16 protein-coding genes and 2 pseudogenes are annotated in these 20,463 nt (G+C 71.9%); 11 read left to right on the forward strand and 7 right to left on the reverse strand.

The window, feature by feature from the left end; translation table 11 throughout:
* Positions 1-39: 39 nt before the first annotated feature.
* Complete coding sequence (locus IZR01_RS14850; protein ID WP_194924185.1) at positions 40-672, forward strand: TetR/AcrR family transcriptional regulator; 633 nt, start codon at positions 40-42, stop codon at positions 670-672.
* 59 nt (positions 673-731) lie between these two features.
* On the opposite strand, the gene IZR01_RS53240 is transcribed toward IZR01_RS14850, so the two are convergent.
* The 4 genes from IZR01_RS53240 to IZR01_RS14870 all read right to left on the reverse strand — a co-directional run bounded on the left by IZR01_RS53240 (position 732) and on the right by IZR01_RS14870 (position 4,781).
* Positions 732-1,853, reverse strand: coding sequence for an acyl-CoA dehydrogenase family protein (locus tag IZR01_RS53240; protein WP_194924186.1), 1,122 nt, complete (start codon positions 1,851-1,853; stop codon positions 732-734).
* On the reverse strand, positions 1,850-3,040 hold the full coding sequence (locus IZR01_RS14860) for an acyl-CoA dehydrogenase family protein (protein WP_194924187.1): 1,191 nt from the start codon (positions 3,038-3,040) through the stop codon (positions 1,850-1,852). The genes IZR01_RS53240 and IZR01_RS14860 overlap by 4 nt, the downstream gene beginning before the upstream one ends.
* A gap of 93 nt (positions 3,041-3,133) precedes the next feature.
* The gene (locus IZR01_RS14865; protein WP_194924188.1) at positions 3,134-3,739 is read right to left on the reverse strand and encodes a YbhB/YbcL family Raf kinase inhibitor-like protein; all 606 of its coding nucleotides are present in this window, start codon (positions 3,737-3,739) and stop codon (positions 3,134-3,136) included.
* A 133-nt stretch (positions 3,740-3,872) separates the two neighbouring features.
* A complete protein-coding gene (locus IZR01_RS14870; RefSeq protein ID WP_194924189.1) occupies positions 3,873-4,781 on the reverse strand; it encodes a LysR family transcriptional regulator in 909 nt (302 codons plus the stop codon).
* Positions 4,782-4,873: 92 nt separating this feature from the next.
* Between IZR01_RS14870 and IZR01_RS14875 the strand changes: the two genes are divergently transcribed.
* The 4 genes from IZR01_RS14875 (at position 4,874) to IZR01_RS14890 (ending at position 8,342) form a co-directional block, all read left to right on the forward strand.
* A complete protein-coding gene (locus tag IZR01_RS14875; RefSeq protein ID WP_194893473.1) occupies positions 4,874-5,569 on the forward strand; it encodes a type 1 glutamine amidotransferase domain-containing protein in 696 nt (231 codons plus the stop codon).
* A gap of 102 nt (positions 5,570-5,671) precedes the next feature.
* Positions 5,672-6,688 (forward strand): NADP-dependent oxidoreductase, encoded by a 1,017-nt coding sequence (locus IZR01_RS14880; RefSeq protein WP_194893474.1) that lies wholly within the window; start codon positions 5,672-5,674, stop codon positions 6,686-6,688.
* 162 nt (positions 6,689-6,850) lie between these two features.
* Positions 6,851-7,507: an SDR family oxidoreductase gene (locus IZR01_RS14885; RefSeq protein ID WP_194893475.1), complete on the forward strand. Its 657-nt coding sequence runs from the start codon at positions 6,851-6,853 to the stop codon at positions 7,505-7,507.
* A 4-nt stretch (positions 7,508-7,511) separates the two neighbouring features.
* Entirely contained in the window at positions 7,512-8,342 is an 831-nt protein-coding gene (locus IZR01_RS14890; RefSeq protein ID WP_194924190.1) for an aldo/keto reductase, read from the forward strand.
* Positions 8,343-8,430: 88 nt separating this feature from the next.
* Here IZR01_RS14890 and IZR01_RS14895 read toward each other — a convergent pair whose 3' ends face one another.
* Positions 8,431-9,213: a hypothetical protein gene (locus tag IZR01_RS14895; RefSeq protein WP_194924191.1), complete on the reverse strand. Its 783-nt coding sequence runs from the start codon at positions 9,211-9,213 to the stop codon at positions 8,431-8,433.
* 51 nt (positions 9,214-9,264) lie between these two features.
* Between IZR01_RS14895 and IZR01_RS14900 the strand changes: the two genes are divergently transcribed.
* From IZR01_RS14900 to IZR01_RS14910, 3 genes are read left to right on the forward strand one after another with little or no spacing between them, the layout of a single operon-like run.
* Positions 9,265-10,149 carry a Gfo/Idh/MocA family protein gene (locus IZR01_RS14900; protein WP_228554364.1) on the forward strand — a complete coding sequence of 295 codons (885 nt, stop codon included), beginning with the start codon at positions 9,265-9,267 and terminating at the stop codon, positions 10,147-10,149.
* Between the two features lie 45 nt (positions 10,150-10,194).
* A complete protein-coding gene (locus IZR01_RS14905; RefSeq protein ID WP_194924192.1) occupies positions 10,195-11,067 on the forward strand; it encodes a potassium channel family protein in 873 nt (290 codons plus the stop codon).
* A gap of 4 nt (positions 11,068-11,071) precedes the next feature.
* Positions 11,072-11,755, forward strand: a complete 684-nt coding sequence (locus tag IZR01_RS14910) for a DedA family protein (protein WP_194924203.1) — start codon at positions 11,072-11,074, stop codon at positions 11,753-11,755.
* Here the strand turns inward: IZR01_RS14910 and IZR01_RS14915 are convergent.
* Positions 11,745-12,017: pseudogene (locus IZR01_RS14915) on the reverse strand (cytosine deaminase); the annotation flags it as partial. The gene IZR01_RS14910 and the pseudogene IZR01_RS14915 overlap by 11 nt on opposite strands.
* Between IZR01_RS14915 and IZR01_RS54215 the strand changes: the two are divergent.
* Positions 12,007-12,306, forward strand: a pseudogene (locus IZR01_RS54215) (response regulator); the annotation flags it as partial. The pseudogenes IZR01_RS14915 and IZR01_RS54215 overlap by 11 nt on opposite strands.
* 22 nt (positions 12,307-12,328) lie before the next feature.
* Here the strand turns inward: IZR01_RS54215 and IZR01_RS14920 are convergent.
* On the reverse strand, positions 12,329-13,783 hold the full coding sequence (locus IZR01_RS14920) for a methyltransferase (RefSeq protein ID WP_194893480.1): 1,455 nt from the start codon (positions 13,781-13,783) through the stop codon (positions 12,329-12,331).
* 133 nt (positions 13,784-13,916) lie between these two features.
* On the opposite strand from IZR01_RS14920, the gene IZR01_RS14925 reads away from it, so the two are divergent.
* Positions 13,917-17,474, forward strand: a complete 3,558-nt coding sequence (locus tag IZR01_RS14925) for an ABC transporter permease (protein WP_194924193.1) — start codon at positions 13,917-13,919, stop codon at positions 17,472-17,474.
* Positions 17,471-20,275, forward strand: coding sequence for a hypothetical protein (locus IZR01_RS14930; protein WP_194924194.1), 2,805 nt, complete (start codon positions 17,471-17,473; stop codon positions 20,273-20,275). The genes IZR01_RS14925 and IZR01_RS14930 overlap by 4 nt, the downstream gene beginning before the upstream one ends.
* Positions 20,276-20,463: the final 188 nt, after the last annotated feature.

Raw genomic sequence — 20,463 nt, forward strand, 5'->3', positions numbered from 1 at the left:
GGTCGGCGTCAAGTTCAAGTAGGGAGACCGCGTTTCGCCATGGCGAAGTCTGAGGTGCGCGTCACACCGCGCAGTGCCCGGGGCATCCGCACCCGCAACGCGCTGGTCGCGGCGGCGCGCGTGGTCTTCGAGCGCGACGGCTACCTGGAGGCCCGGCTGGCGGACATCTCCGCCGAGGCCGGCGTCGCCTCCGGCTCGCTCTACACCTACTTCGAGGGCAAAGAGGAGATCTTCCAGGCGGTCGCCGAGCAGGTGACCGAGGAGATGGTCCACCCGCACCTGCGGGCCCGCACCGGCGTCACCGACCCGCGTGAACTGATCAACCTGGCCAACCGCGAATACCTGCGTGCGTACAAGAAGAACGCCGCGCTGATGGGCCTGTTCGAGCAGGTGTCGCAGATCGACGAGGGCTTCCGGGCGATCCGGATCGAGCGGGCGAACGCGTTCGTGCGGCGCAACGCGAAGATGATCCGGACGTTGCAGGACGCGGGTGTCGCCGACGCGGACCTGGATCCGCTGCTGACGGCGCACGCGCTGTCCGGGATGGTGTCGCGGATGGCGTACGTGGCGTTTGTGCAGAAGGCGCCGATGCCGTTCGAGAAGTTGGTGGAGACGCTGAACCGGATCTGGGCCAAGGCGTTGGGGCTGGACCCGAGCGCGGTCCAGGAGTAGCGCGAAGGCCAGGGCCAGGGCCAGGGCTCACCCCTTTCGGTGAGCCCTGACACGGGACCTCAACTCGCAGGCAGATCCACCAACTCCGCGAGCCGCCGTCGATGCCGAGCCGGACTCCCCAGCGCGATCGACGCGCTCTTGGCCCGCTTCAAATACAGATGCGCGGGGTGCTCCCAGGTGAAGCCGATCCCGCCGTGCATCTGAACGCACTCCTCGGCGGCCTGCACCGCGACCGCCGAACAATGTGCCTGGGCGACGGCGACCGCGATCACCTGCTCGTCGCCGCTGGACGAGACCGCGTACCGGGCGACGGCGCGAGCCTGGGCGATCTGTACCCACAGCTGTGCCAGTCGGTGCTTGAGTCCTTGGTAGGAACCGACCGCGCGGCCGAACTGGTGCCTCGTCTTCACGTACTCGACCGTCGTCTTCAGGCACTGTTCCGCCAGGCCGAGCTGTTCGGACGCGAGCACCGCCGCCGCGCTCAGCAAGGCCTGCGCGAGCGGTGCGTACCCGATCGCCAGTATCTGGCCGGGGGCGTCGTCGAACTCGATGTCACACAGCACCTGCGTCATGTCCAGGGTGGTGACCGGTGTGCGCTGCGCGTCCGCGGCCCGCACCACGTAGATCGACCCGTCCGCCGGGACCAGCAGCACGTCGGCCGGCAGGGCGTCCGCGACGCTGGTGACCCGGCCGGTGAGCCGGGCTTCGTGCGGATCCTCGCGCGGCGGCCACGGGGTGACGGAGACCCGGCCCCGGTAGGTCGTGTCCGGCGAGCGCGAGAACGGGATCGCGACCGCCGCGGTCTGCTCGCCGGCGGCGATCCGGCGCAGCAGGTCGTCGGCCAGGGCCGCGGTCCCGTTGCCGGATTCGCGGGCCGCCAGCAGCAGCGCCGTGGCGGTCAGGCTGCCGAGGAACGGTACCGGCGCGACCGCCTTGCCCAACTCCTCGGCGACCACCGCGGCCTCGCGCAGCGAGGCACCGGCCCCGCCGAGTTCTTCGGGCACCAGCAGTCCGGCGACGCCGATGCCGCCGCCGAGGGTCTTCCACAACTCGGTGTCGTAGGGCTCCGCGGATTCCGTGCGGGCCAGAACCGAGGCCCACGCGGCGCGGTCGGCGAGGAGGTCGGCGACCGCGGCGCGCAGTTCCTCTTCGGGCTCTGAGTAGAGGAGCGCTTCGCTCACCGGGGCAGGTCCTTCCACGCGACGTCCTTGTCCACCCGGATCTCGCCGGGCAGGCCCAGGACGCGTTCGGCGATGATGTTCAGCAGGATCTCCGAGGTGCCGCCCTCGATCGAGTTCCCCTTGGCGCGCAGGTAGCGGTAGCCGGGGGAGCGGCCGACGAAGCTGACGGTCTCCGGCCGGCGCATCGTCCAGTCGTCGTAGCGCAGGCCCTGCTCGCCCAGCAGTTCCAGTTCCAGGCTGGAGATCTGCTGGTTGAGCGAGGCGAACGCGTACTTCGCCGCCGAGCCCTCGGGCCCGGGCTGGCCGGCGGCCAGTTGCGCGGACAGCCGCATCGCGGTCAGCCGCGCGGCCTCGGCCGCCACCCACAGCGTCAGCAGCCGGTCGTGCAGCGCGGGATCGCGCACCTCCGGCTGCTCGCGCCAGGCCGAGGCCAGCACCCCGATCATCCCGGACTCACGCGGCGCGGCCCCGCCGCCGATCGCGACCCGCTCGTTCATCAGCGTGGTCTGCGCGACCTTCCAGCCCTCGCCGACGGCGCCGAGCCGCTGGCTGTCGGGCACCCGCACGTCGGTCAGGAAGACCTCGTTGAACTCGGCCTCGCCGGTGAGCTGGCGCAGCGGCCGCACCTCGACGCCGGGCGCGGACATGTCCAGCACGAAGTAGGTCAGGCCCTGGTGCTTGGGGACGTCCGGATCGGTGCGGGCGACCAGGATCGCCCAGCGCGCCTCGTGCGCCATGGACGTCCAGACCTTCTGCCCGTTGACGACCCAGTCCTCGCCGTCGCGCACTGCCCGGGTGGCCAGCGCGGCGAGGTCGGATCCGGCGCCGGGCTCGGAGAACAGCTGGCACCACACCTGCTCGCCGCACCACAGGGGCCGCAGCCAGCGCTGCTTCTGCTCGTCGCTGCCGAAGCCGAGGATGGTCGGGGCGGCCATGCCCAGGCCGATGCCGATCCGCTGCGGTTCGTTGTCCGGCGCGCCGGCCGCGGCGAACGCCTTCTCGGCGGCCGGTTGCAGGCCGCGCGGCAGGCCCAGGCCGCCCAGGCCCGGCGGGTAGTGCAGCCAGGCCAGGCCCGCGTCGAAGCGGGCGTGAAGGAAGTCCAGTCGGCTCGTGGTGCCCGGATCGTGGGCGGCGAGCAGATCTTGGATGCGGTTCTCGAGGTCGTGCTGGGTGATCAATGGCGGCACCCTTGCTTTCCAACCGGTCGGTAACTGTCCGCTCAGTATTCTCCCGGCGTCGGTGGTGTCAACAGGGGTGATCGAATTCTTTCCGCCCGCCGATCAGCTGCCCTTGGGCAGTTCGACCGTTCCGATCAGGCTGGCCGACCAGAGCATGTGGCTGGAGATCTCCGAGATCAGCGCGGTGTCGTCGAGCCCGGTGCCGGGGACGCTGGCCGTGTCCAGCGCGTAGATCCGGAACACGTAGTGGTGCCGCTGGCCGGTCGGCGGCGGGCAGGGGCCGGCGAAGCCGGTGGTGACGCCGTCGTAGTCGGTGGCGCCTTCGCTGTAGGGGTTCGAGCCGTGCCCGGCCAGGCTCGTGACGTCGCCGGGGATGTTGTAGACGATCCAGTGGGTGAAGCCCGGCGACTGCGGGGTGTCCACGTCGTTCACCACGACCGCGAAGCCCTTCGTGCCGGCCGGCGGATTGGTCCAGCGCAGGGCCGGGGCCAGGTCCTTGCCCGGGCACGCGGGATCCTTGCCCCACAGCGTCCACGACGGCAGCCGGCCGCCGTCGCGGAAGTCCGGGCTGGTCAGCGTCATCGGGGTCAGGCCCGGCTTGGAGGCGGTGGTCGCCAGCGCGGTGGCGGTCCCGGCCGTGGCCAAGGCGACGGCGGCGGCCAGCGCGATCGTCACGCGGCGCCGCGGGCGCCGGATCTTCCAGGTCATAGGATCTTCCAGGTCATGGGGTCCTCCAACGGGCTGTCGGTCGGTTCGGGTGATCAGGGAATCGGCACTCGAGAATCAGTACTCGTGCTCGCCGAACACATACTCGTGTCAATACTCGTGCCCGCAGACCGAATCAGCACTCGTGCTCGGCCCACCAGGACTTCGCGGCCGCCAGCAGGTGCCGCCGGACCAGCGCCACGTGCGGGTTGGCCGAACCGCCGGGGCGGCGGACCAGGAACGAGGTGTTCAGCGGCGCCTCGCCGGGCTGATGGAGCAGAGTCAGGGTACTGCTGTCCAGCTCGGCGCGGCAGAGGTACTTCGGCAGCACGGTCCAGCCGGCCCCGGCGAGCACCGCGGTGCGGATGGCGCGCAGGTCGGGGATGGTGGTGAGCTGCGGCGGGGCGGTCAGGCGGGTGTTGAAGACGTAGCGCCAGTAGCGGCGGACGATCGGCAGCTCGGCGTCGTAGGCGATGAGCGGGACGTCGGCCAATCCGGCCGGAAGCTCCGCGCCCTTCAGCCTTTCGGCCCAAACCGGCGCGGCCACCAGGACGAACTCCTCGTCGGCGAAGGGCTCTGAGATCAGGCCGCTGGTTGTCGGACGCCGGGTGGAGACGACCAGGTCGTGGCGGCCGGCCCGGAGCTCGTCCAGCAGGCCGTCGGTCAGGCCGGTGGCGACGCGGAGCTGCACGCCCTCGGCGATCAGCGGCGCGAGCAGCCCCATGCCCACCGCGCCGAGGAATTCCGCCGGGCCGGCCAGGTGCACGGGCTCGGCGGCCGGGGCGGCGCCGTCGTCGGCCAGCCCGGACAGCCGGTCCAGCGGCGCCGAGACCTGCGCCGCGAGCTCGTCGGCGTAGGGGAGCGGGGCCACGCCGCGGGCCCGCCGCTCGAACAGTTCGCGGCCCAGCCGGGTCTCCAGCGCGCGGATCTGGGCGGTGACCGTCGACTGGGACAGGCCGAGCAGGTGCGCCGCGGCGGTGAAGGAGCCCGAGCGGTGGACCGCGAGGAAGGTGCGCAACTGGTTGAGGTCCAGGGGATCGGCCATCCGGCGAGACTACGCCAGCCATCGGAAAATCGATACTCGGTATCGGAGCGCCCATTGGCGCCGATAAGTTCATGAGGTTTAGCGTTTACCGCATGGCGAAGATCCTGATGGTTCTGACCGGTGCCGACTCCTGGACTCTGAAGGACGGCACGAAGCATCCCACCGGCTTCTGGGCTGAGGAGGCCGTGGTGCCCTACCAGGCGCTCAAGGCGGCCGGGCACGAGGTGACGGTCGCGACGCCCGGCGGCGTCGTGCCGACTCCGGACGCCGGCAGTCTGTCCGCGCAGTTCGCCGGCGGCGAGGACGGCGCGCGGCAGCTGGCCGACGCGGTGGCGGCGATGGCCGAGCTGCGCAGCCCGGTCGCGGTCGCCGACGTCGCGCTCGACGACTACGACGCCGTCTTCTACCCCGGCGGCCACGGCCCGATGGAGGACCTGTCCGAGGACGCCGACTCCGGCCGGCTGCTGACCGCGGCGCTGGCCTCCGGCAAGCCGCTCGCGGTGGTCTGCCATGGCCCGGCGGCCCTGCTCGCGGCCCGCGAGGCGGACGGCACGTCCTCGTTCGCCGGCTACCGGATCGCCGCGTTCACCAACGACGAGGAGATCCAGGGCGGCCTGGCCGACAAGGCGAAGTGGCTGCTGGAGGACCGGCTGGCGGCCGACGGCGTGGTGGTCGACAAGGCCGCGCCGTGGACGCCGCACGTGATCGTCGACCGGAACCTGATCACCGGGCAGAACCCGATGTCGTCCGCGCCGCTGGCGGCCGAGCTGATCAAGGCGCTCGGCTGAGCCGGGTGCCGATGAGCGGCAGCTGAGTGGCAGCGCCGCCGGGCCTCGGTGACGATGAGAAGGCCGAGCCCAACCCCCACCCCTCACTCTCTTGGAGTAACCGTGTCCGTCGCCAGTCGTGAATGGCAGCTGATAGCACGTCCGGTCGGCGAGCCGAAGCCGACCGACTTCCGCCTCCTGCGCGCCGAGGTCGCCGATCCGGGGCCGGGCCAGATCCTGGTCCGGAACACCTGGCTGTCCGTGGACCCCTACATGCGGGGCCGGATGAACGACGTCCCGTCCTACATCCCGCCGTTCCAGCTGGACGAGGCGATGACCGGCGGCGCGGTCGGCGTCGTGGTCGCGGCCGGGGACGGCTCGGCGATCCCGGTCGGCGCGACGGTCTCGCACTTCGAGGGCTGGCGCGAGTACGCGCTGCTGGACGCCGCGAAGACCCAGGTGCTGGACACGTCGAAGGTGCCGGCGCAGGCCTTTCTCGGGGTGCTCGGCATCACCGGGCTGACCGCGTACGTCGGCCTCACTGAGATCGCGCCGGTCAAGGAGGGCGACGTCGTCTTCGTCTCCGGCGCGGCCGGCGCGGTCGGCTCGGTGGCCGGACAGATCGCCAAGAAGCTCGGGGCGTCGAAGGTCATCGGTTCGGCCGGCGGGCCGCAGAAGGTGCGGCGGCTCACCGAGCACTACGGCTTCGACGCCGCGATCGACTACCGGGAGGGCGAGCTGCGCACGCAGCTGAAGCAGGCCGCTCCCGACGGCATCGACGTGTACTTCGACAACGTCGGTGGCGACACCCTGGACGCGGCGCTGACCCGCATGAACCTGTTCGGGCGCATCGCCTTGTGCGGCGCGATCTCGGTCTACAACGAGGAGTCCATGCCGGCCGGGCCGCCGCATCTGACGCTGGCCATCGGCAAGAGCCTGACGCTGCGCGGGTTCACGATCGGGCACCACATGAAGGCGTTCCCCGAGTACATAGGCAAGGCTTCGGGGTGGCTGGCCGAGGGGTCGCTGCGGACCGATGAGACGGTCGTGGACGGGATCGAGGAAGCGCTCAACGCCTTCTTCGGGGTGATGAGCGGTGCGAACACCGGCAAGATGCTGGTTCGGCTGCCGGCGGCCTGAGCAGCCCACGGAGGCTTGAGGCCTGAGGTCTGAGCAGCCCATGGAGGCCTGAGGCCTGAGCAGCTCCGACGGCTTCGGCCGGGCAGCTCCGATCCGGGGCTGCCTGGTCCGAACGGTCGCCTCGACCTCCCGTCGCGAGCTCGGGTGGGATAGGGAGGACGCATGCGTATCGTGATTGCGGGCGGCCATGGACAGATCGCCCTGTTGTTGGAAGCACGGCTGAGCGCCGACGGACACACCGTGCAGGGGCTGCTGCGGCGTCCCGACGGCGCCGCCGATCTGGTGGCCGCCGGCGCCGAGCCGGTGGTGTTCGACCTGGAGAGTGCCACCAAGGAGTCGCTGGCCGAGGTGATCCGCGGCGCCGACGCCGTGGTGTTCGCGGCCGGGGCCGGCGGCGGGAGCAGCGCGGAGCGGAAGTACACCGTGGATCTCGGCGGTTCGGTGCTGCTGGCCGACGCCGCCGAGGCGGCCGGGGTGCGGCGGTTCGTGCAGATCTCGTCGATGGGTGCCGGGGCGCCGGCCTCCCCGGGCTCGGACCAGACCTGGGTGGCGTACCTGGACGCCAAGACCAAGGCCGAGGACGACCTGCGGCCCCGGGATCTGGACTGGACCATCATCCGGCCCGGCGGCCTGCTGAACACGCCGGGTCTGGGGCTGGTGCGGCTGGCTCCGAGCACCGGGCGCGGGACCATTCCCCGGGCCGACGTGGCGGACGTTCTGGCGGACGTCATCGAAAAGCGCGCGGCGGTCCGGCAGACCCTCGAACTGGTGTCCGGCGACACCCCGATTTCTCAAGCGGTCGAAGCCTGGAAGGGATGAGGAAATGCAATACATCACTTTGAATGACGGCGTCCGGATCCCGCAGTTGGGTTTCGGTGTCTGGCAGGTCCCGGACGCCGGGGCGTACACCGCGGTCACGACCGCGTTCGAGGTCGGCTACCGGCATATCGACACCGCGGCCGCCTACGAGAACGAGACCGGCGTCGGCCGGGCCATCCGCGATTCCGGGCTGAACCGCGAGGACGTCTTCCTCACCACCAAGCTGTGGAACACCGACCACGGCTACGACGCCACCCTGCGAGCCTTCGACCAGAGCCTGGAGCGGCTCGGCACCGACTACGTGGACCTGTATTTGATTCACTGGCCGGTGCCGGAACGCGATTTGTATATCGAGAGCTGGCGGGCCATGGAGAAGATCAACTCCGATGGCCGGGCCCGGTCCGTCGGGGTCGCGAACTTCCCCGCCGACGCACTGGAACGCCTGGTGGAGGAGTCGTCCAAGGTCCCGGCGATCAACCAGATCGAGCTCCACCCCTACTTCCCGCAGCCGGCGATGCGGCAATTGAATGAGAAGCTGGGCGTCACCACCGAGGACTGGAGTCCGCTCGGCCAAGGCGGCGACCTGCTCAAGGAGCCGGTCCTGGCGCGGATCGGCCAGGCGCACGGCAAGACCCCGGCCCAGGTGGTGCTCCGCTGGCACCTGCAACTCGGCGACGTCGTCATCCCGAAGTCGGTGACCCCCTCGCGCATCAAGGAGAACTTCGAGGTCTTCGACTTCGAACTCACCCGCGACGAGATGGACCAGGTCTCGCGGCTGAGCCGGGACGACGGCCGGATCGGGCCGGACCCGTCGCACTTCAACTACGTGGGGTAGACCGGATGTCCAGCACTCGCACCGGCCGACTATCGGCCGGTGCGAGTGTTTCGCCCCGGGCGCCCGTGGTTGTTCTCAGTCGTCGTCCTCAGTCGTCGTCCTCAGTCTCGTCGTCGGTGAAGGCGGCGAGTGCCTCGGGGGAGCGCGCCTTGACGAAGAGGAAGCCGCCGGGGACGTAGACCAGCACGTCGTCGCCGACGTACCACGCGGCCTCGGACCACTTGGGCTGGATCTTCGGCAGTGCGGTGAGGGCGGGGTCCTGTCCGGGGTCGTAGTCGTCGAGTTCCCAGGCGTCGGCCTGGTCTTCGACCTCTGCGATGACCGTCTCGGCCAGCAGGGCGTCGATGATCGCCAGGGACAGGCGGTCGGTCCAGCGGTCCCACTTCTGCTCGGCTTTGTCGGCGAGGTCGGGGCAGTAGTAGGTCGGCGGGTCGTCCTGGTCCAGGTCTTCGAGCAGGACTCCCCACCAGCAGACGCCCTGGTTCTCGTTGCGGAAGATGAGCGCGCCCTCGAAGATCTCCAGCTCGTCCGGCCGGGCGAGCGGGTCCTGGCTGCGGGTGAGGTCGTCGCGGTGGCCGAAGAGCTTCAGCGCCTCGCGCAGCGCCGCCGGGAGGGGGTGGCCGAGGGCGGCCGCGGCGGCGTCGAGGTCGGCGTCGGTGTAGCGGTCGGCGTCAGTGGCGGTGCCAGTGCCAGTGTCGGCGGCGGTGCCAGTGCCGGCGTCGACGGCGTCGAGCGGGCGCGCGGACCAGTCGGCGGCGAGGAGTTCGGCGACGCGCCAGGCGGCGGCCCGGTCGTCGGTGGCCACGGCGGCCTGGAGCGCGGCGGCTATGCGGGCGGCCGCGGTGTCGGCCGGGGCTTGTGCGTCGGTCATGGCCCCACACCGTAGCGGCGCGAACCGACAATATGAGCGACCATGGCGGGTATGGACAGTGACGGGCTCGCGGTCGCCGTGATCGGGCTGGGCGGCATCGCCCGCCAGGCGTACCTGCCGGTGCTGGGGACGCGGGCCGACCTGCGGCTGCGGTTGGTGACGCGGGACCGCGGACGGCTGGACGCGCTGGGCGAGGCGTACCGGGTTCCGGCGTCGTGCCGGTTCACGGAGTTGGCGGCGCTGCTCGGCGAGGCCCCGCCGGCGGCGGCCTTCGTGCACGTCGCGACGGTCGCGCACGCGGAGGTCGTCACCCGGCTGCTGGACGCCGGGGTGCCGACGTATGTCGACAAACCGCTGGCCGACACCTTCGCGGAGTCCCGCGCCCTGGTCGGCCACGCCGAGCACACCGGCACACCGCTGATGGTCGGCTTCAACCGCCGGCACGCCCCGGCCTACGTCGCGGCCGCCCGGGCCCCGCGCGAGACCGTGATCCTGCAGAAGAACGAGACGGACGCGCCGGGAGTACTGCGCGATGTCGTGTTCGATGACTTCATCCATGTGGCGGACACCCTGCGCTTCCTGGCGCCGGGGGAGGTGTCGGACGTGACGGTGTCCGGGCGGGTCGAGGACGGGATGCTGGAGCACGTGGCGCTGACCTTGTCCGGACCGGGGTTCACCTGCTTCGGAGCGATGAATCGGCGCGCGGGGGCGAAGGCCGAGCGGTTGCAGCTGATCGGGGACGGGCACCGCCGCGACATCCATGACCTGGCCGACGGCCCGACGGGCTGGGATCCGGTCGGGCGGGTGAAGGGGATCGAGCAGATCTGCGAGCACTTCCTGGCCGCGGTGCGCGGGGAGACGCAGTACCCGGACCTCCAGGACGCGTTGGCCACCCACGAGCTCTGCGAGCAGGTGGTCGAGCGGCTGGACGGGTGACGTCGGCCGCGTCGCGGGGGCTCGACGTGGGAAAGCAAGTACCTGATGAAGAGCGAGGGCGAGGGCGAGCGGGAGCCGGAGGAGCGGGGCGGTGATGGCGGCCGCGCCGGTGCTGCTGCTCGCGATGACGCTGGTGGGACCGCGAATCCCGGCGGCGGTGCGGCCGGCGGCGATCACGGCGGGCGCGCCGGTGCTGCTGCTCGCGATGACGCTGGTGGGACCGCGAACCCTGGCGGCGGTGCGGCCGGCGGCGATCACGGCGATCAGGGCGGTCACGGCGACCACGGCGACCACGGCGACCACGGCGGTCTTGCCGGGGATGCCGGTCGTGCCTGGGACGCCGGTCGTGCCGGGCAGCCGAACCCCCGTGATGCCCGCGCTGCCCAGGCTCGGGATGGTAGCCACCGTGGCCGCATCCCCGCCCTGGCCCGCCTCGCCGTCGCAGCCCTGGGCCCGGTCCTGCTCACCGTCGCCTACTTCACGCTCCCGTTCAGCGTGATCGGGCCGAGGCACCGGGTGCTCGCCTGGGTGATCCCGGTCGGGCTCCTCGCCGTGCTCGCCGTCGCGATGACGGTGACCACCGACCGCGCGCTGACCGATCGGACCGGCCGGTACCGCCATCCGGGTCTGGGCATCCTGCTCCTGTCCTGGGCCGCGGTCCTGGTCTTCGCCGCGAGCTACTGGGCCATGGCTGCCCGCCACAACCAGTTCGTCGGGCTCCAGACCCGCTTGGACGCGCTCTACTTCACCGGCGTCACCATGGCGACCGTCGGCTACGGCGACATCCATCCCAGCGGCCAGTTGGCCCGCGGGGTCGTGCTGGTGCAGCTCGTCTACACCTTCGCGTTCCTGGTCGGCGGGATCGCCGCGCTGCGGACCCGGACGCGGGCCGTGATCGCGCACGGGATCGGTGGCTGACCTCATGCTCAACTGGCTCAGCAACCTCCCGCCGGCGCTCGTCTACGTCGTCGTCGGCGTGCTGGTCTTCGCCGAGGACGCGCTGTTCGTCGGCTTCGTCCTGCCCGGCGAGACCGCGGCGGTGATCGGCGGGGTGCTGGCGAACCGGGGCACCGTGTCGGTCTGGGGCCTGGCGATCGTGGTGGTGTTCGCGGCGATCGCGGGGGACAGCGTCGGGTTCGAGGTGGGGCGGCACTTCGGGGAGCGGTTGCTGAACACCCGGCCGTTGCGGCGGCACCGGGTGAAGCTGGACAAGGCCCGGGAGCTGATTCGGCGGCGGGGGCCCGAGGCGGTGTTCCTGGGACGGTTCGTGTCCTTCTTCCGGGCCCTGATGCCGCTGCTGGCCGCCATCTCGCGTATTCCGTATCGGAAGTTCCTGCTCTTCAACGCCCTCGGCGGGTTGGTGTGGGGCGTCGGGTTCACTCTGTTGGGCTACTTCACCGGGGCCGCTTACGACCGGGTGGAGCACTTGGTGGGGAAGATCCTGGCGGGGTTCGTGGCGTTGGTCGTGATCGTCGGGCTGATCGTGTGGCGGGTGCGGCGGCGCAGGGCGGACAGCGCCGAGGAGGAGACCGGGGACAGCGCTGGCCTGGCGGCCGGTGACACCGAGCCCCCGGCCGCCACGTCGCAGGACGACGTCAGCCGCTGACCAGTTCCCCGTCCCGGGCGACCACGCGGCCGCCGCGCACCACGAGCTCCCGCGTCGGCACGTCCACCACCACCTGCGCCAGGCACTCGCCGCGGACCAGGAAGAAGTCCGCGGGCGAGCCGACGCTCAGGTCGCTGACCGGCAGGCCGAGCAGTTCGGCACCGGCGGTCGCGGCGGTGTGGAAGCCGAGTTCGAGGTCTTCGTCGACCCGGGCCCGCAGCGCGCGCGCCATCAGGTGGGCGCGGTGCAGCATGTCGGCGTTGCGCCGCATCCGCACACCGAATCCGACCCCTGACACTCCGCGCATCCTGGTCCTCACCACCTACGACACCGACGCCGACATCACCCGCGCTGTCGAAGCCGGCGCCACCGGCTACCTGCTCAAAGCCGAACCCCCGGACGAGCTCTACGCCGCTATCCGCGCCGCCGCCGCGGGCCGCACCGTGTTGTCGCCGCCGGTGGCCAGCCGCATGCTGGCCCAGCTGCGCTCGCCCCGCCCGGCGCTCACCGATCGGGAGCGGGACATCCTGGCGCAGCTGGCGAACAAGCTCACTGCCACAACCACAGCGGGGGTCAGTCCGCCAGCGCGAGGAGCAGCCGGGCCCGCTCGGAGACTTCCGCGATGCGTTCCGGGAAGTCGGTCGCGGACAGCAGACTCGCCAGAACCCGGTGCGCCAGGCAGGCGCGGAACGTCGCTTCGTCAGACGCCGCGACGGCGTCCCGGGCCAGGGCCTGCACGGCCGGCGCGGGGGCGTCGCCGACCACGGAGGCCAGCAGGGACACCAGATCGATGGTGCGCGTGCCGCGTCCGAAGCCCTCCAGATCGATGACGGCGGACAGTGCGCCGTCCCGGCTGAGCAGGTTCGCGGTGGTGAAGTCGCCGTGGACGAACTCGGTGCTGGGCAGCGCCGGGACCGGATGCGGCACCAGGGCCAGCGCCCGGGCGGCGAGGCCGGCCAGGTCCGGGTGGAATTCGTGCTCTGTGATACCGCCGTTCAGGAACAGCGTGACCATCGCCGACCAGTCACGATCCGGGCGCGGCCGCACGCCGGCCTGCCGTCCCACGGCCGCTGCCGCCTGCGCCAGGAACGTGGCGTCGGCGGGCGCCGGTTCGGCGTCCGGTTCGAAGGCGGTCAGCAGGAAGTGGCGCTCGTCGCCGGCCAGCGGGCCGTGGGCGAGGATCGCAGGGGTCGGATATCCGGCCTCGGCCAGCTCGGCGGCCGTGGCCTCCAGCTCGGCGAGTTGTGGGCCCCACCACGCCCCGAGCTTGATCTTCGCGACCGCGCGGTCCTCGCCGGAACCGAGGAGCTGGACGCTGTCGGAACGACCGCCGGCGAGTCGGCCCAGGACGTTCCAGGTACGGCCGGTGGACCGGGCGATGGTGCGCAGGTCGGCGGGCGTGAGGCCGGCCGGCTGCGGGGAATCCGCGTTCGTGTGTACCCGCAGGAGCCGGTAGCCCTGCTTGGAGGCGGCGCGCGCGGCCTCGTAGCCGGAGTCGGTGAGCCAGGAGTGCAGGGAGTCGGCGCCCATCGACTGCTTGACGACCAGGAAGGCGTCGCCGCCGTGGGCCAGCCGCCGGAGCCAGCCGTCGAGGAGTTCGTGCATCGAGGACCGGCCGATCTTGATCGGCGGGTGCGAGTAGATGCGGTCGAAGCGCAGGGCGGCGGGGATGCCCTCGGGCTCGGCGGTCACGATGTTGTGCGCGCCGGCCGTCGCGGCGTTGCGCGCGGTCAGTGCCAGGGCGCGGCGGTTGACGTCCACGGCCCACACCCCGGCGGCGGGCTGGCGTAGTCCCATCGCGACGGCGATCGGCCCGTACCCGCAGCCCACGTCCACGACGCCGGTGCCGGGCGCGGGGGCCGGCGCGTGCCGGATCAGGACGCCGGTGCCCCGGTCGACGCGTTGCGTGCCGAAGACGCCGTCGGCGGTGGCCAGCGGCAGGGACTCGGCGCGGCCGGGGACGTCGAGCCGTACCGTGCGCTCGCGTGCTGGACCGTCCGGCTCGGCTTGCCAGTACTCACCACCCATGCGGGGAGTGTATGCGGTGGGCAAAGTGATCAGCCCACCGATTTCCGCACAGATCAGCCGACCGGGCAGCCACCAACATCACCGATTGGTAACGACCGCAACGCCCTTACGTCAGCTCCCCGTTCTAACCCGTATGAGCCGTGTCCCCCTATCCAGCGGCGGCGGTGTTTCGGGCCTGGTCCGCAAGCGCGCGATCGCCCAACGCATGCTCCTGCTGGCCGCCCTGGCAGTCCTGCTGCCGGCCCTGGTCCTGGTCACGCTCATCCGCATGCACGGCACCACCGCCGAACGCGACGGCGTCCGGCAGGCGCTCAGCACGCTCCCGGACAGCGACCGCACCGTGACCGCGGTCTACAACATCGGCTCACGCTTCCCGGCCGACCCGACCACCCGCGTCGCGTTCCTATCCGCCACCGAGCAACAGGTCCGCGCGGCCTTCGTCGGCGTCGACACCTCGGTCATCCACGAGACCGCGACCGTTCCGTATGGCGTCACCGGAACCGGAGCGGCAACCGGAACCACATCCGGAGCGGCAACCGGAACCACATCCGGAGCGGGAACCGGAACCACATCCGGATCCGGATCCGGATCCCAGGCCACCTACTCCGTCTACTTCTTAGGCACCAACGAAGCCACCCAATACGCCCACCTCATCTCCGGCACCTGGCCCGCCGCGGCCCCGGCCACCGTCCAGCCCGGCACCCGCACCGCCTCCGGCACCGAGTTCGAAGCGGCGATCCCGGAAGTAGCCGCCGCCGCGAACCACTGGAAGGTCGGCGACGAGGTCAGCACCGAGGCCCGCCTGGACGGCGCCCAGCAGCGCTTCAAAATCGTCGGCGTCTACGCCCCGACCGACAAGACCACCTCGTTCTGGCAAGCCGAGGCCTACAAAGGCGCGGGCAAAGGCCAAGAGGACCTGCCCACCTTCGGGCCGCTGCTGGTCGACCAGAGCGTCACCGCCGGAGCGCTGCTGGACATCCGGCAGGAGACGGTGATCGCGGCCCCGAACTTCCGCACCATCCAGACCAGCGCGGCGGCCACCCTGCAGAACCGCTTGGCCGCCCTCGACGCCTGGCTCCCGAACGCGGCGACCAACGTCGACTCCAACATCCACGCCAGCGTTCTGGACCAACTCGCCCCGCAGACCCAGGGCATCGACAGCGACCTGAGCATCAGCAGCCGGCTGAATCTGCTGCCGGTGGTCGAACTCGGGCTGCTGGCGCTGACCGCCCTGGTCCTGACCACGCGCCTGCTGTCCGAGCACCGGCGCGAATCCGACGGCCTGCTGCGGGCCCGCGGGGCCTCCGTCGCCGGGCTGTTGCGGGTGGGCCTGGCCGAAGGCCTGCTGCTCACGCTCCCGGTCGCGGCCGTCTCCCCGTTCGCGGCGAGGTTTCTGGAACGCGGCCTGTCCTCCAGCCACTGGTCCTCGGCCCGGGACAGCGCCCCGCCGATCAGCTCCGACCTGTGGGTCGTCGTCTCGATCGGCGCGCTGGCCACCTTGCTGCTGCTGGCCCTGGTGCCGGTGACGTCCTCGGCCAGCTTCGTCGGCGTCAAGCGCGAACGCAGCCGCTCGCAGGCGCGCACCGCCGTGCAGCGCACCGGGGCCGACGTGATCGTGGTCCTGCTCGGCGCCGGCGCGTTCTGGGAACTGACGCGGTTCGGCAACGACCCCTCGCACAACGGGCCGCTCAGCATGCCGCAGGTGGTCGCGCCCTCGGTGCTGCTGCTGGCCGGGTCGCTGGTGCTGCTGCGCGCGCTGCCGCTGATCGTCGGCCCGCTGGAGTACCTGGCCGCCCGGCGCCGGGCCGCGGTCCTGGCGCTGGCCGGCTGGCGCATCGGCCGGACGGCCCGCACCTACGCCGCCCCGATGGCGCTGCTGATCATGGCGGTCGCGGTGGGGACTCAGGCCACTGTCTTCCTCGCTTCGGCCAACCGCTCCGCCGATGATCAGGGCACGCATTTGGTCGGCGCCGACGTCCGCGCCGCCGGGATCCCCGGCGGCCATCTCGGCGCCGCCGGATCGCTCGCCGCGGTCCCGGGCGCCGGCGGCGGCTTCGCGGCGGCCCGCGAGAGCCTGTTCTTCGGCTCCGGGCTGCAACAGCTGCCGATCAACGTCCTGGGCATCGATCCGGCCAAGTCCGCGAACGTCGTGGATCTGCGTTCTGATCTGGCCGGCAAGAGCTGGCCGCGGCTGTCCGCGCAGCTGGCGTCCCAGGGCTGGGACGCCGACGGCATGTCCGGCGGCGTACCGCTGCCCGGCAAGCCGACCAAGCTCACCCTCGACGTCCGCTACCAGGGCCAGGCCCTGGACCCGAGCGTTCCGGGCAGCCTGGGGTCGCTCGACGTGCAGGCCGAGGTGGTGGACCGCTACGGGGTCGGCGCGGTGGTCGACTTCGGCGGCGTCCAGGCCGCCGACGGGCAGACCCACACCCTCAGCGCACAGGTCGACGCCGAGGGCGGGGCCATCGCGTACCCGCTGCGGATCACGGCTCTGTCGGTCGCCTATCACGCGCCGCTGTGCCTGTCCTATGACAGCGCGGGCAACCCGGTCCCGAATTGCAGCATCGCGGCCGGGGGCAAGGGTGATCCCGAGACCGCGACCGTGGACGTCGGCGACCTGACCGCCGACGGCGCGCCGGCCGCGCTGCCGGCCGGGGTCCAAGCCCACGCCTTCGGCGAGCCGCTCCAGGCCGGCGCCTCGAACACCTCAGACAACGATGTCTCACCGGCCGGCTACCAGGTCGACCAGACTTCCGGCTCGGCTCTGGTGCACTTCACCGAATTCTCCGGCTTCGGCACCGACACCGCGCCGATCGTCACCCACACCCTGGACCTGGCCCGCTCCAGCGCGGCCCTGACCGACGTCCCGGTTTTGGCCTCCACTCAGCTGCTGACCACCCTCGGCCTGAAGGTCGGCGACACCTACACCACCTCGGCCTTCGGCGCCCCGGTGCGGGTGCACTTCGTCGGCACGGTGAAGGCGATGCCCGCGCCCTACCGGCTGGGCCAGCGGGCGGCCGGCGCCCCGGCTGAGGACGCCGCGGTGGTGGTGCCGATCGGCTTCCTGGACCGCGCGGACCTGGCGTCCCGGGCGATCAACGAGCAGACCGAGTGGTGGGCCAAGGCCGCCGAGGGCACCACGCCCGCGCAACTCGCTGCCCGCTACCGTGCCGTGCACAACAGCGCGCTGGTGTCCGCGCCGATCGTCACCGACCGGTCCAGCCAGGCCGCGCTGATCCGCGACGACCCGGTCCGCAGCGCCATGATGCTGACGCTGGTGATCGCGGCCGGCGCGGCGCTGCTGTTCATCCTCATCGGCTTCGCGCTGCACTCGGTCATTGCGCTGCGCGAGCGCACCACCGAACTGGCCCTGCTCAACGCCCTGGGACTGTCCCGCCGCCGCACCGCCGTGATGCTGCTGGCCGAGAACCTGCTGCTGGTGGTCCTCGGCATGGTCGGCGGCGCGGCGCTGGCGGTGCTCACGATCCGATCGGAACTCCCCTTGCTGATCCTCACCGACTCCGGACAGGTGCCGATCCCCAAACCGGTGACCGTGGTGGACCTGCCGGCGCTGGCCGGGGTCGGCGCGGTGGCCGCGGTGCTGCTGCTCGGCCTGGTCGCGCTGGTGTCGCTGACCCGGCGCACCGCCGACACCGGCGGCACGCTGCGCCTGGGGGAGGACGGCCGATGAGGGCGCCGTGCTGGTTCGCCGAACTCGGCCCGGCCCGGCTGGTGCTGGCCGCGCTGGCGCTGCTGGCCGCCGGGACCGCCGCCACCGCGGTGGCGATCCCGGCCGACACGAAGCGCTCGGACGCCTGGACCGTCAGTTCGCTGGTCGGCAAAGCGCCGTACACGCAACGGGATCTCGTCCTGTCCTCACCTCCGGTGTCGATGCAGCCGCAGTACCCGAACTCGAGCTCTGACATCACCTCGGTCGGCTCGACCAACCTGTCCCAGCTGCCGTCCCGGCTCAGCTCGCTGGTGTCGCAGACCTCGATCACGCGGCAGTACGACCACCTGGTGCCGGCCCTGGATCCGCCCGCCCACATGGCGGATCCGGCGTGGCTGCGCTTGGACTGGTCGCCGCAGCTGAGCCAGCAGGTGCGCTACGTCGCGGGTTCGGCTCCGGGCCAGGAAGCGGCCGAGAGGACCTTCGACCCGCTCAGCGGTTTCCTGTCCTCCCTGCGGATGACGCTGCCGATCGCGGTGTCCCAGCAGACCGCGGACAAGCTCGGGCTGAGCGTCGGCACCCTGGTGAACATGGACGCCAGCCCGCCGGCCAGCACCGGCGGCGTCCCGTTCACGCTGAGCGTCCAGGTCGCCGGGATCTTCGTCCCGGCCGCCGGGACCGGTCCGGCCGACCCGATGTGGCATATCGCCGACAAGCCGGATCCGGCACTCACGACCGTCTGTTTGAGCACCGTCGACTGCGACAAACAGATCACGGTGTGGGAGGCGGACGCCTTCGTCGGCCGCCCCGAGGCCATCTCGACGGTTTCGGCGCAGGCCCGGGTCGGCGCGTACACCACGACCTACGACTACATCATCGACCCGGCCCGGCTGACCTCCAGTGCCCTGGCGGCCGTCGGGCCCGCGCTGGACCAGGCGCAGCTGGACACCGGCAACTTCAAGGCCGCGGTGTCGATGAACAGCGGGCTGAAGGCGCTGGCGCAGCAGGTCCTGAGCACCCAGTCGGCCAGCCACCAACTGTCGGCGGTCGTGCTCGGCGCGCTGGCGGCCGGGGCCTTGGCGGCCTTGTTCCTCATGCTGCGCCTGACCGTGCTGCGGCGGGCGAAGGACGTCACGCTGTGCCGGGCCCGCGGCGCGTCACCGGTCCGGCTGGCGCTGCGGCACGCGACTCAGATCTCTGTGATCGTGCTCGTCTTCGCGGTCCTCGGAGCGTTCGGGGCGGTGGCAGACGGTCGCGGCACACTGCGGACGCCCGCCGCCTGGTCCGGCGTGATCCTGGTGACGCTGCTGACGTTCGGCGCGGTCGGCTACTGGGTGTACCGCGGCGGCGACCGGGTCATCTCGGCCCGGCACGAAGCGGTCGGGGAGACCGCGCGGGTCAAGCGGATCGTGCGGGACGTCGGTCTGTTGCTGGCGGCCGGCGGCGCACTGGCGATCTACCGGAGTCAGGGGGCTGCGAACACCGACGGCTCGATCGACTGGATCGCGGTGGCCGCCCCGGCGCTGCTGGCCTTCGCCGCCGGGGTCGCCGCGGTGCGGCTGGTGCCGGTGCTGTTCGGGCCGGCGGTGCGGCTGCTGGCTCGGCGCAGGAGCGTGGTCGGCTTCGTGGCCGCGGCGCTGTCCGGGCGCCGGGTGCGGGTGGTCGCGGCGCCGCTGGCCGGGCTGGTCGTGGTGGTCGCGGCCGGGATGTTCGCGGCCGGCTACGACGCCTCGGTGATGCAGAAGGTGCGCGACGACTCGGTGCGCGACGTCGGCGCCACCGCGCGGATCGGCGTCCAGACGACTCCGTTCCCTGACACGTTCGCCGCCGCGGCCGCGAAGGTGCCGGGCGTGCACGGGGTCTTCACCGGCCGCGCCGACTTGGGCGGGATAGCGCCGATCACGCCCCAAGGGATTCCCCAGCCGCGGCCGATCACCGTGCTCACCTTGAATCCGCAGGCGTTCCGGCAGGCTGCCGCGGCCGCGCTGTCCGACGGCTCGGCGCGCGGCCAGGCCGTCCCGGCGACCTGGCCCGCACCGCAGGCCGCCGACGGCACCGTGACCGTGCTGGCCTCGCCGGGTTTGCAGGGCCTGTATTCCGGACAGGTGTCGGTGTCCAGTTCGGGCGGCGCGTTGAAGGCCGTCATCGGGGCGTATGTGGACGTGCCGCTGGCCGATTCGGTCGTGGGCCTCGGCGGGACGGACTACGTCGTGGTGCCGTACGGCGAGGTGCCGGCCGCCGATCCGGGCGGGCCGAACGTCGCCTGGTTCAGCGGAACCACCGGCGCGATCTCCGCGTCGGCGTTGCGGGCGTTGCCCGGCGTGCCCGACGGCACCGCGGTGACGACCCTCGCGGACGTGCGGTCGCAGGCCTACAGCCAGGGCGGGGTGTCGGCGGCCCGGGACGTCTTCCATCTGGTCGAAGCACTCTGCGTCGGCTACTTCGCGCTGTGTCTGCTGCAACTGCTGACCGCGACCCGCACCGTGAGCCGGGACAGCGCCTTGCTGCTCCAGGTGTTCGGCCTGCGGTCCGGCCGCAGCCGGCTGGTCGCCACGCTGGTGCCGTTGCCGGTCGCGGTGCTGGCCGTGGCCGCCGGGCTGGCGATGGGCGCGGGGCTGGCGCCGCTGCTGGGACCGCTGGACCAGGGTCCGGGCGGCGCGTCCGGCGACTCGGTGGTGGCCACCGGCTCGATCGGCTGGGGCTGGACGGTGCCGGTCGTGGCGGTGGTGCTGGCGATGACGGTCGGCGGGGTGCTGCTCGATCAGCTGCTGCGCCGCCGGATGGAGTTGTCCATCCGGTTGCGGGCCGCTGAATTCGAGTGAGCGAACTCCACCGGCATACAGGAAGTCATGACCGAACTTCCGCCACTCCTGAACCGTCAGCCCCTCCATAACAAAGCCCCCTCACTCCTAACTCGCCCTGCCCGTCCCTGCCTAAATCCCTACTCACCAGCGGAATCGGCCGGCGGGGCCAAGAGCACGCCCCGTCGGCCGAACCCGCCCTGTCGGCT

Source organism: Catenulispora pinisilvae (assembly GCF_015356865.1).
In the GTDB taxonomy this organism is placed as follows: domain Bacteria; phylum Actinomycetota; class Actinomycetes; order Streptomycetales; family Catenulisporaceae; genus Catenulispora; species Catenulispora pinisilvae.

Bases quoted from the DNA above. Each gene is read 5' to 3' on its own strand.
- IZR01_RS14850 (WP_194924185.1), top strand. From the start codon at position 40: ATGGCGAAGTCTGAGGTGCGCGTCACACCGCGCAGTGCCCGGGGCATC.
- IZR01_RS14865 (WP_194924188.1), bottom strand. From the start codon at position 3,739: ATGACCTGGAAGATCCGGCGCCCGCGGCGCCGCGTGACGATCGCGCTG.
- IZR01_RS14870 (WP_194924189.1), bottom strand. From the start codon at position 4,781: ATGGCCGATCCCCTGGACCTCAACCAGTTGCGCACCTTCCTCGCGGTC.
- IZR01_RS14875 (WP_194893473.1), top strand. From the start codon at position 4,874: ATGGCGAAGATCCTGATGGTTCTGACCGGTGCCGACTCCTGGACTCTG.
- IZR01_RS14885 (WP_194893475.1), top strand. From the start codon at position 6,851: ATGCGTATCGTGATTGCGGGCGGCCATGGACAGATCGCCCTGTTGTTG.
- IZR01_RS14890 (WP_194924190.1), top strand. From the start codon at position 7,512: ATGCAATACATCACTTTGAATGACGGCGTCCGGATCCCGCAGTTGGGT.
- IZR01_RS14895 (WP_194924191.1), bottom strand. From the start codon at position 9,213: ATGACCGACGCACAAGCCCCGGCCGACACCGCGGCCGCCCGCATAGCC.
- IZR01_RS14900 (WP_228554364.1), top strand. From the start codon at position 9,265: ATGGACAGTGACGGGCTCGCGGTCGCCGTGATCGGGCTGGGCGGCATC.
- IZR01_RS14905 (WP_194924192.1), top strand. From the start codon at position 10,195: ATGAAGAGCGAGGGCGAGGGCGAGCGGGAGCCGGAGGAGCGGGGCGGT.
- IZR01_RS14910 (WP_194924203.1), top strand. From the start codon at position 11,072: ATGCTCAACTGGCTCAGCAACCTCCCGCCGGCGCTCGTCTACGTCGTC.
- IZR01_RS14920 (WP_194893480.1), bottom strand. From the start codon at position 13,783: ATGGGTGGTGAGTACTGGCAAGCCGAGCCGGACGGTCCAGCACGCGAG.
- IZR01_RS14925 (WP_194924193.1), top strand. From the start codon at position 13,917: ATGAGCCGTGTCCCCCTATCCAGCGGCGGCGGTGTTTCGGGCCTGGTC.
- IZR01_RS14930 (WP_194924194.1), top strand. From the start codon at position 17,471: ATGAGGGCGCCGTGCTGGTTCGCCGAACTCGGCCCGGCCCGGCTGGTG.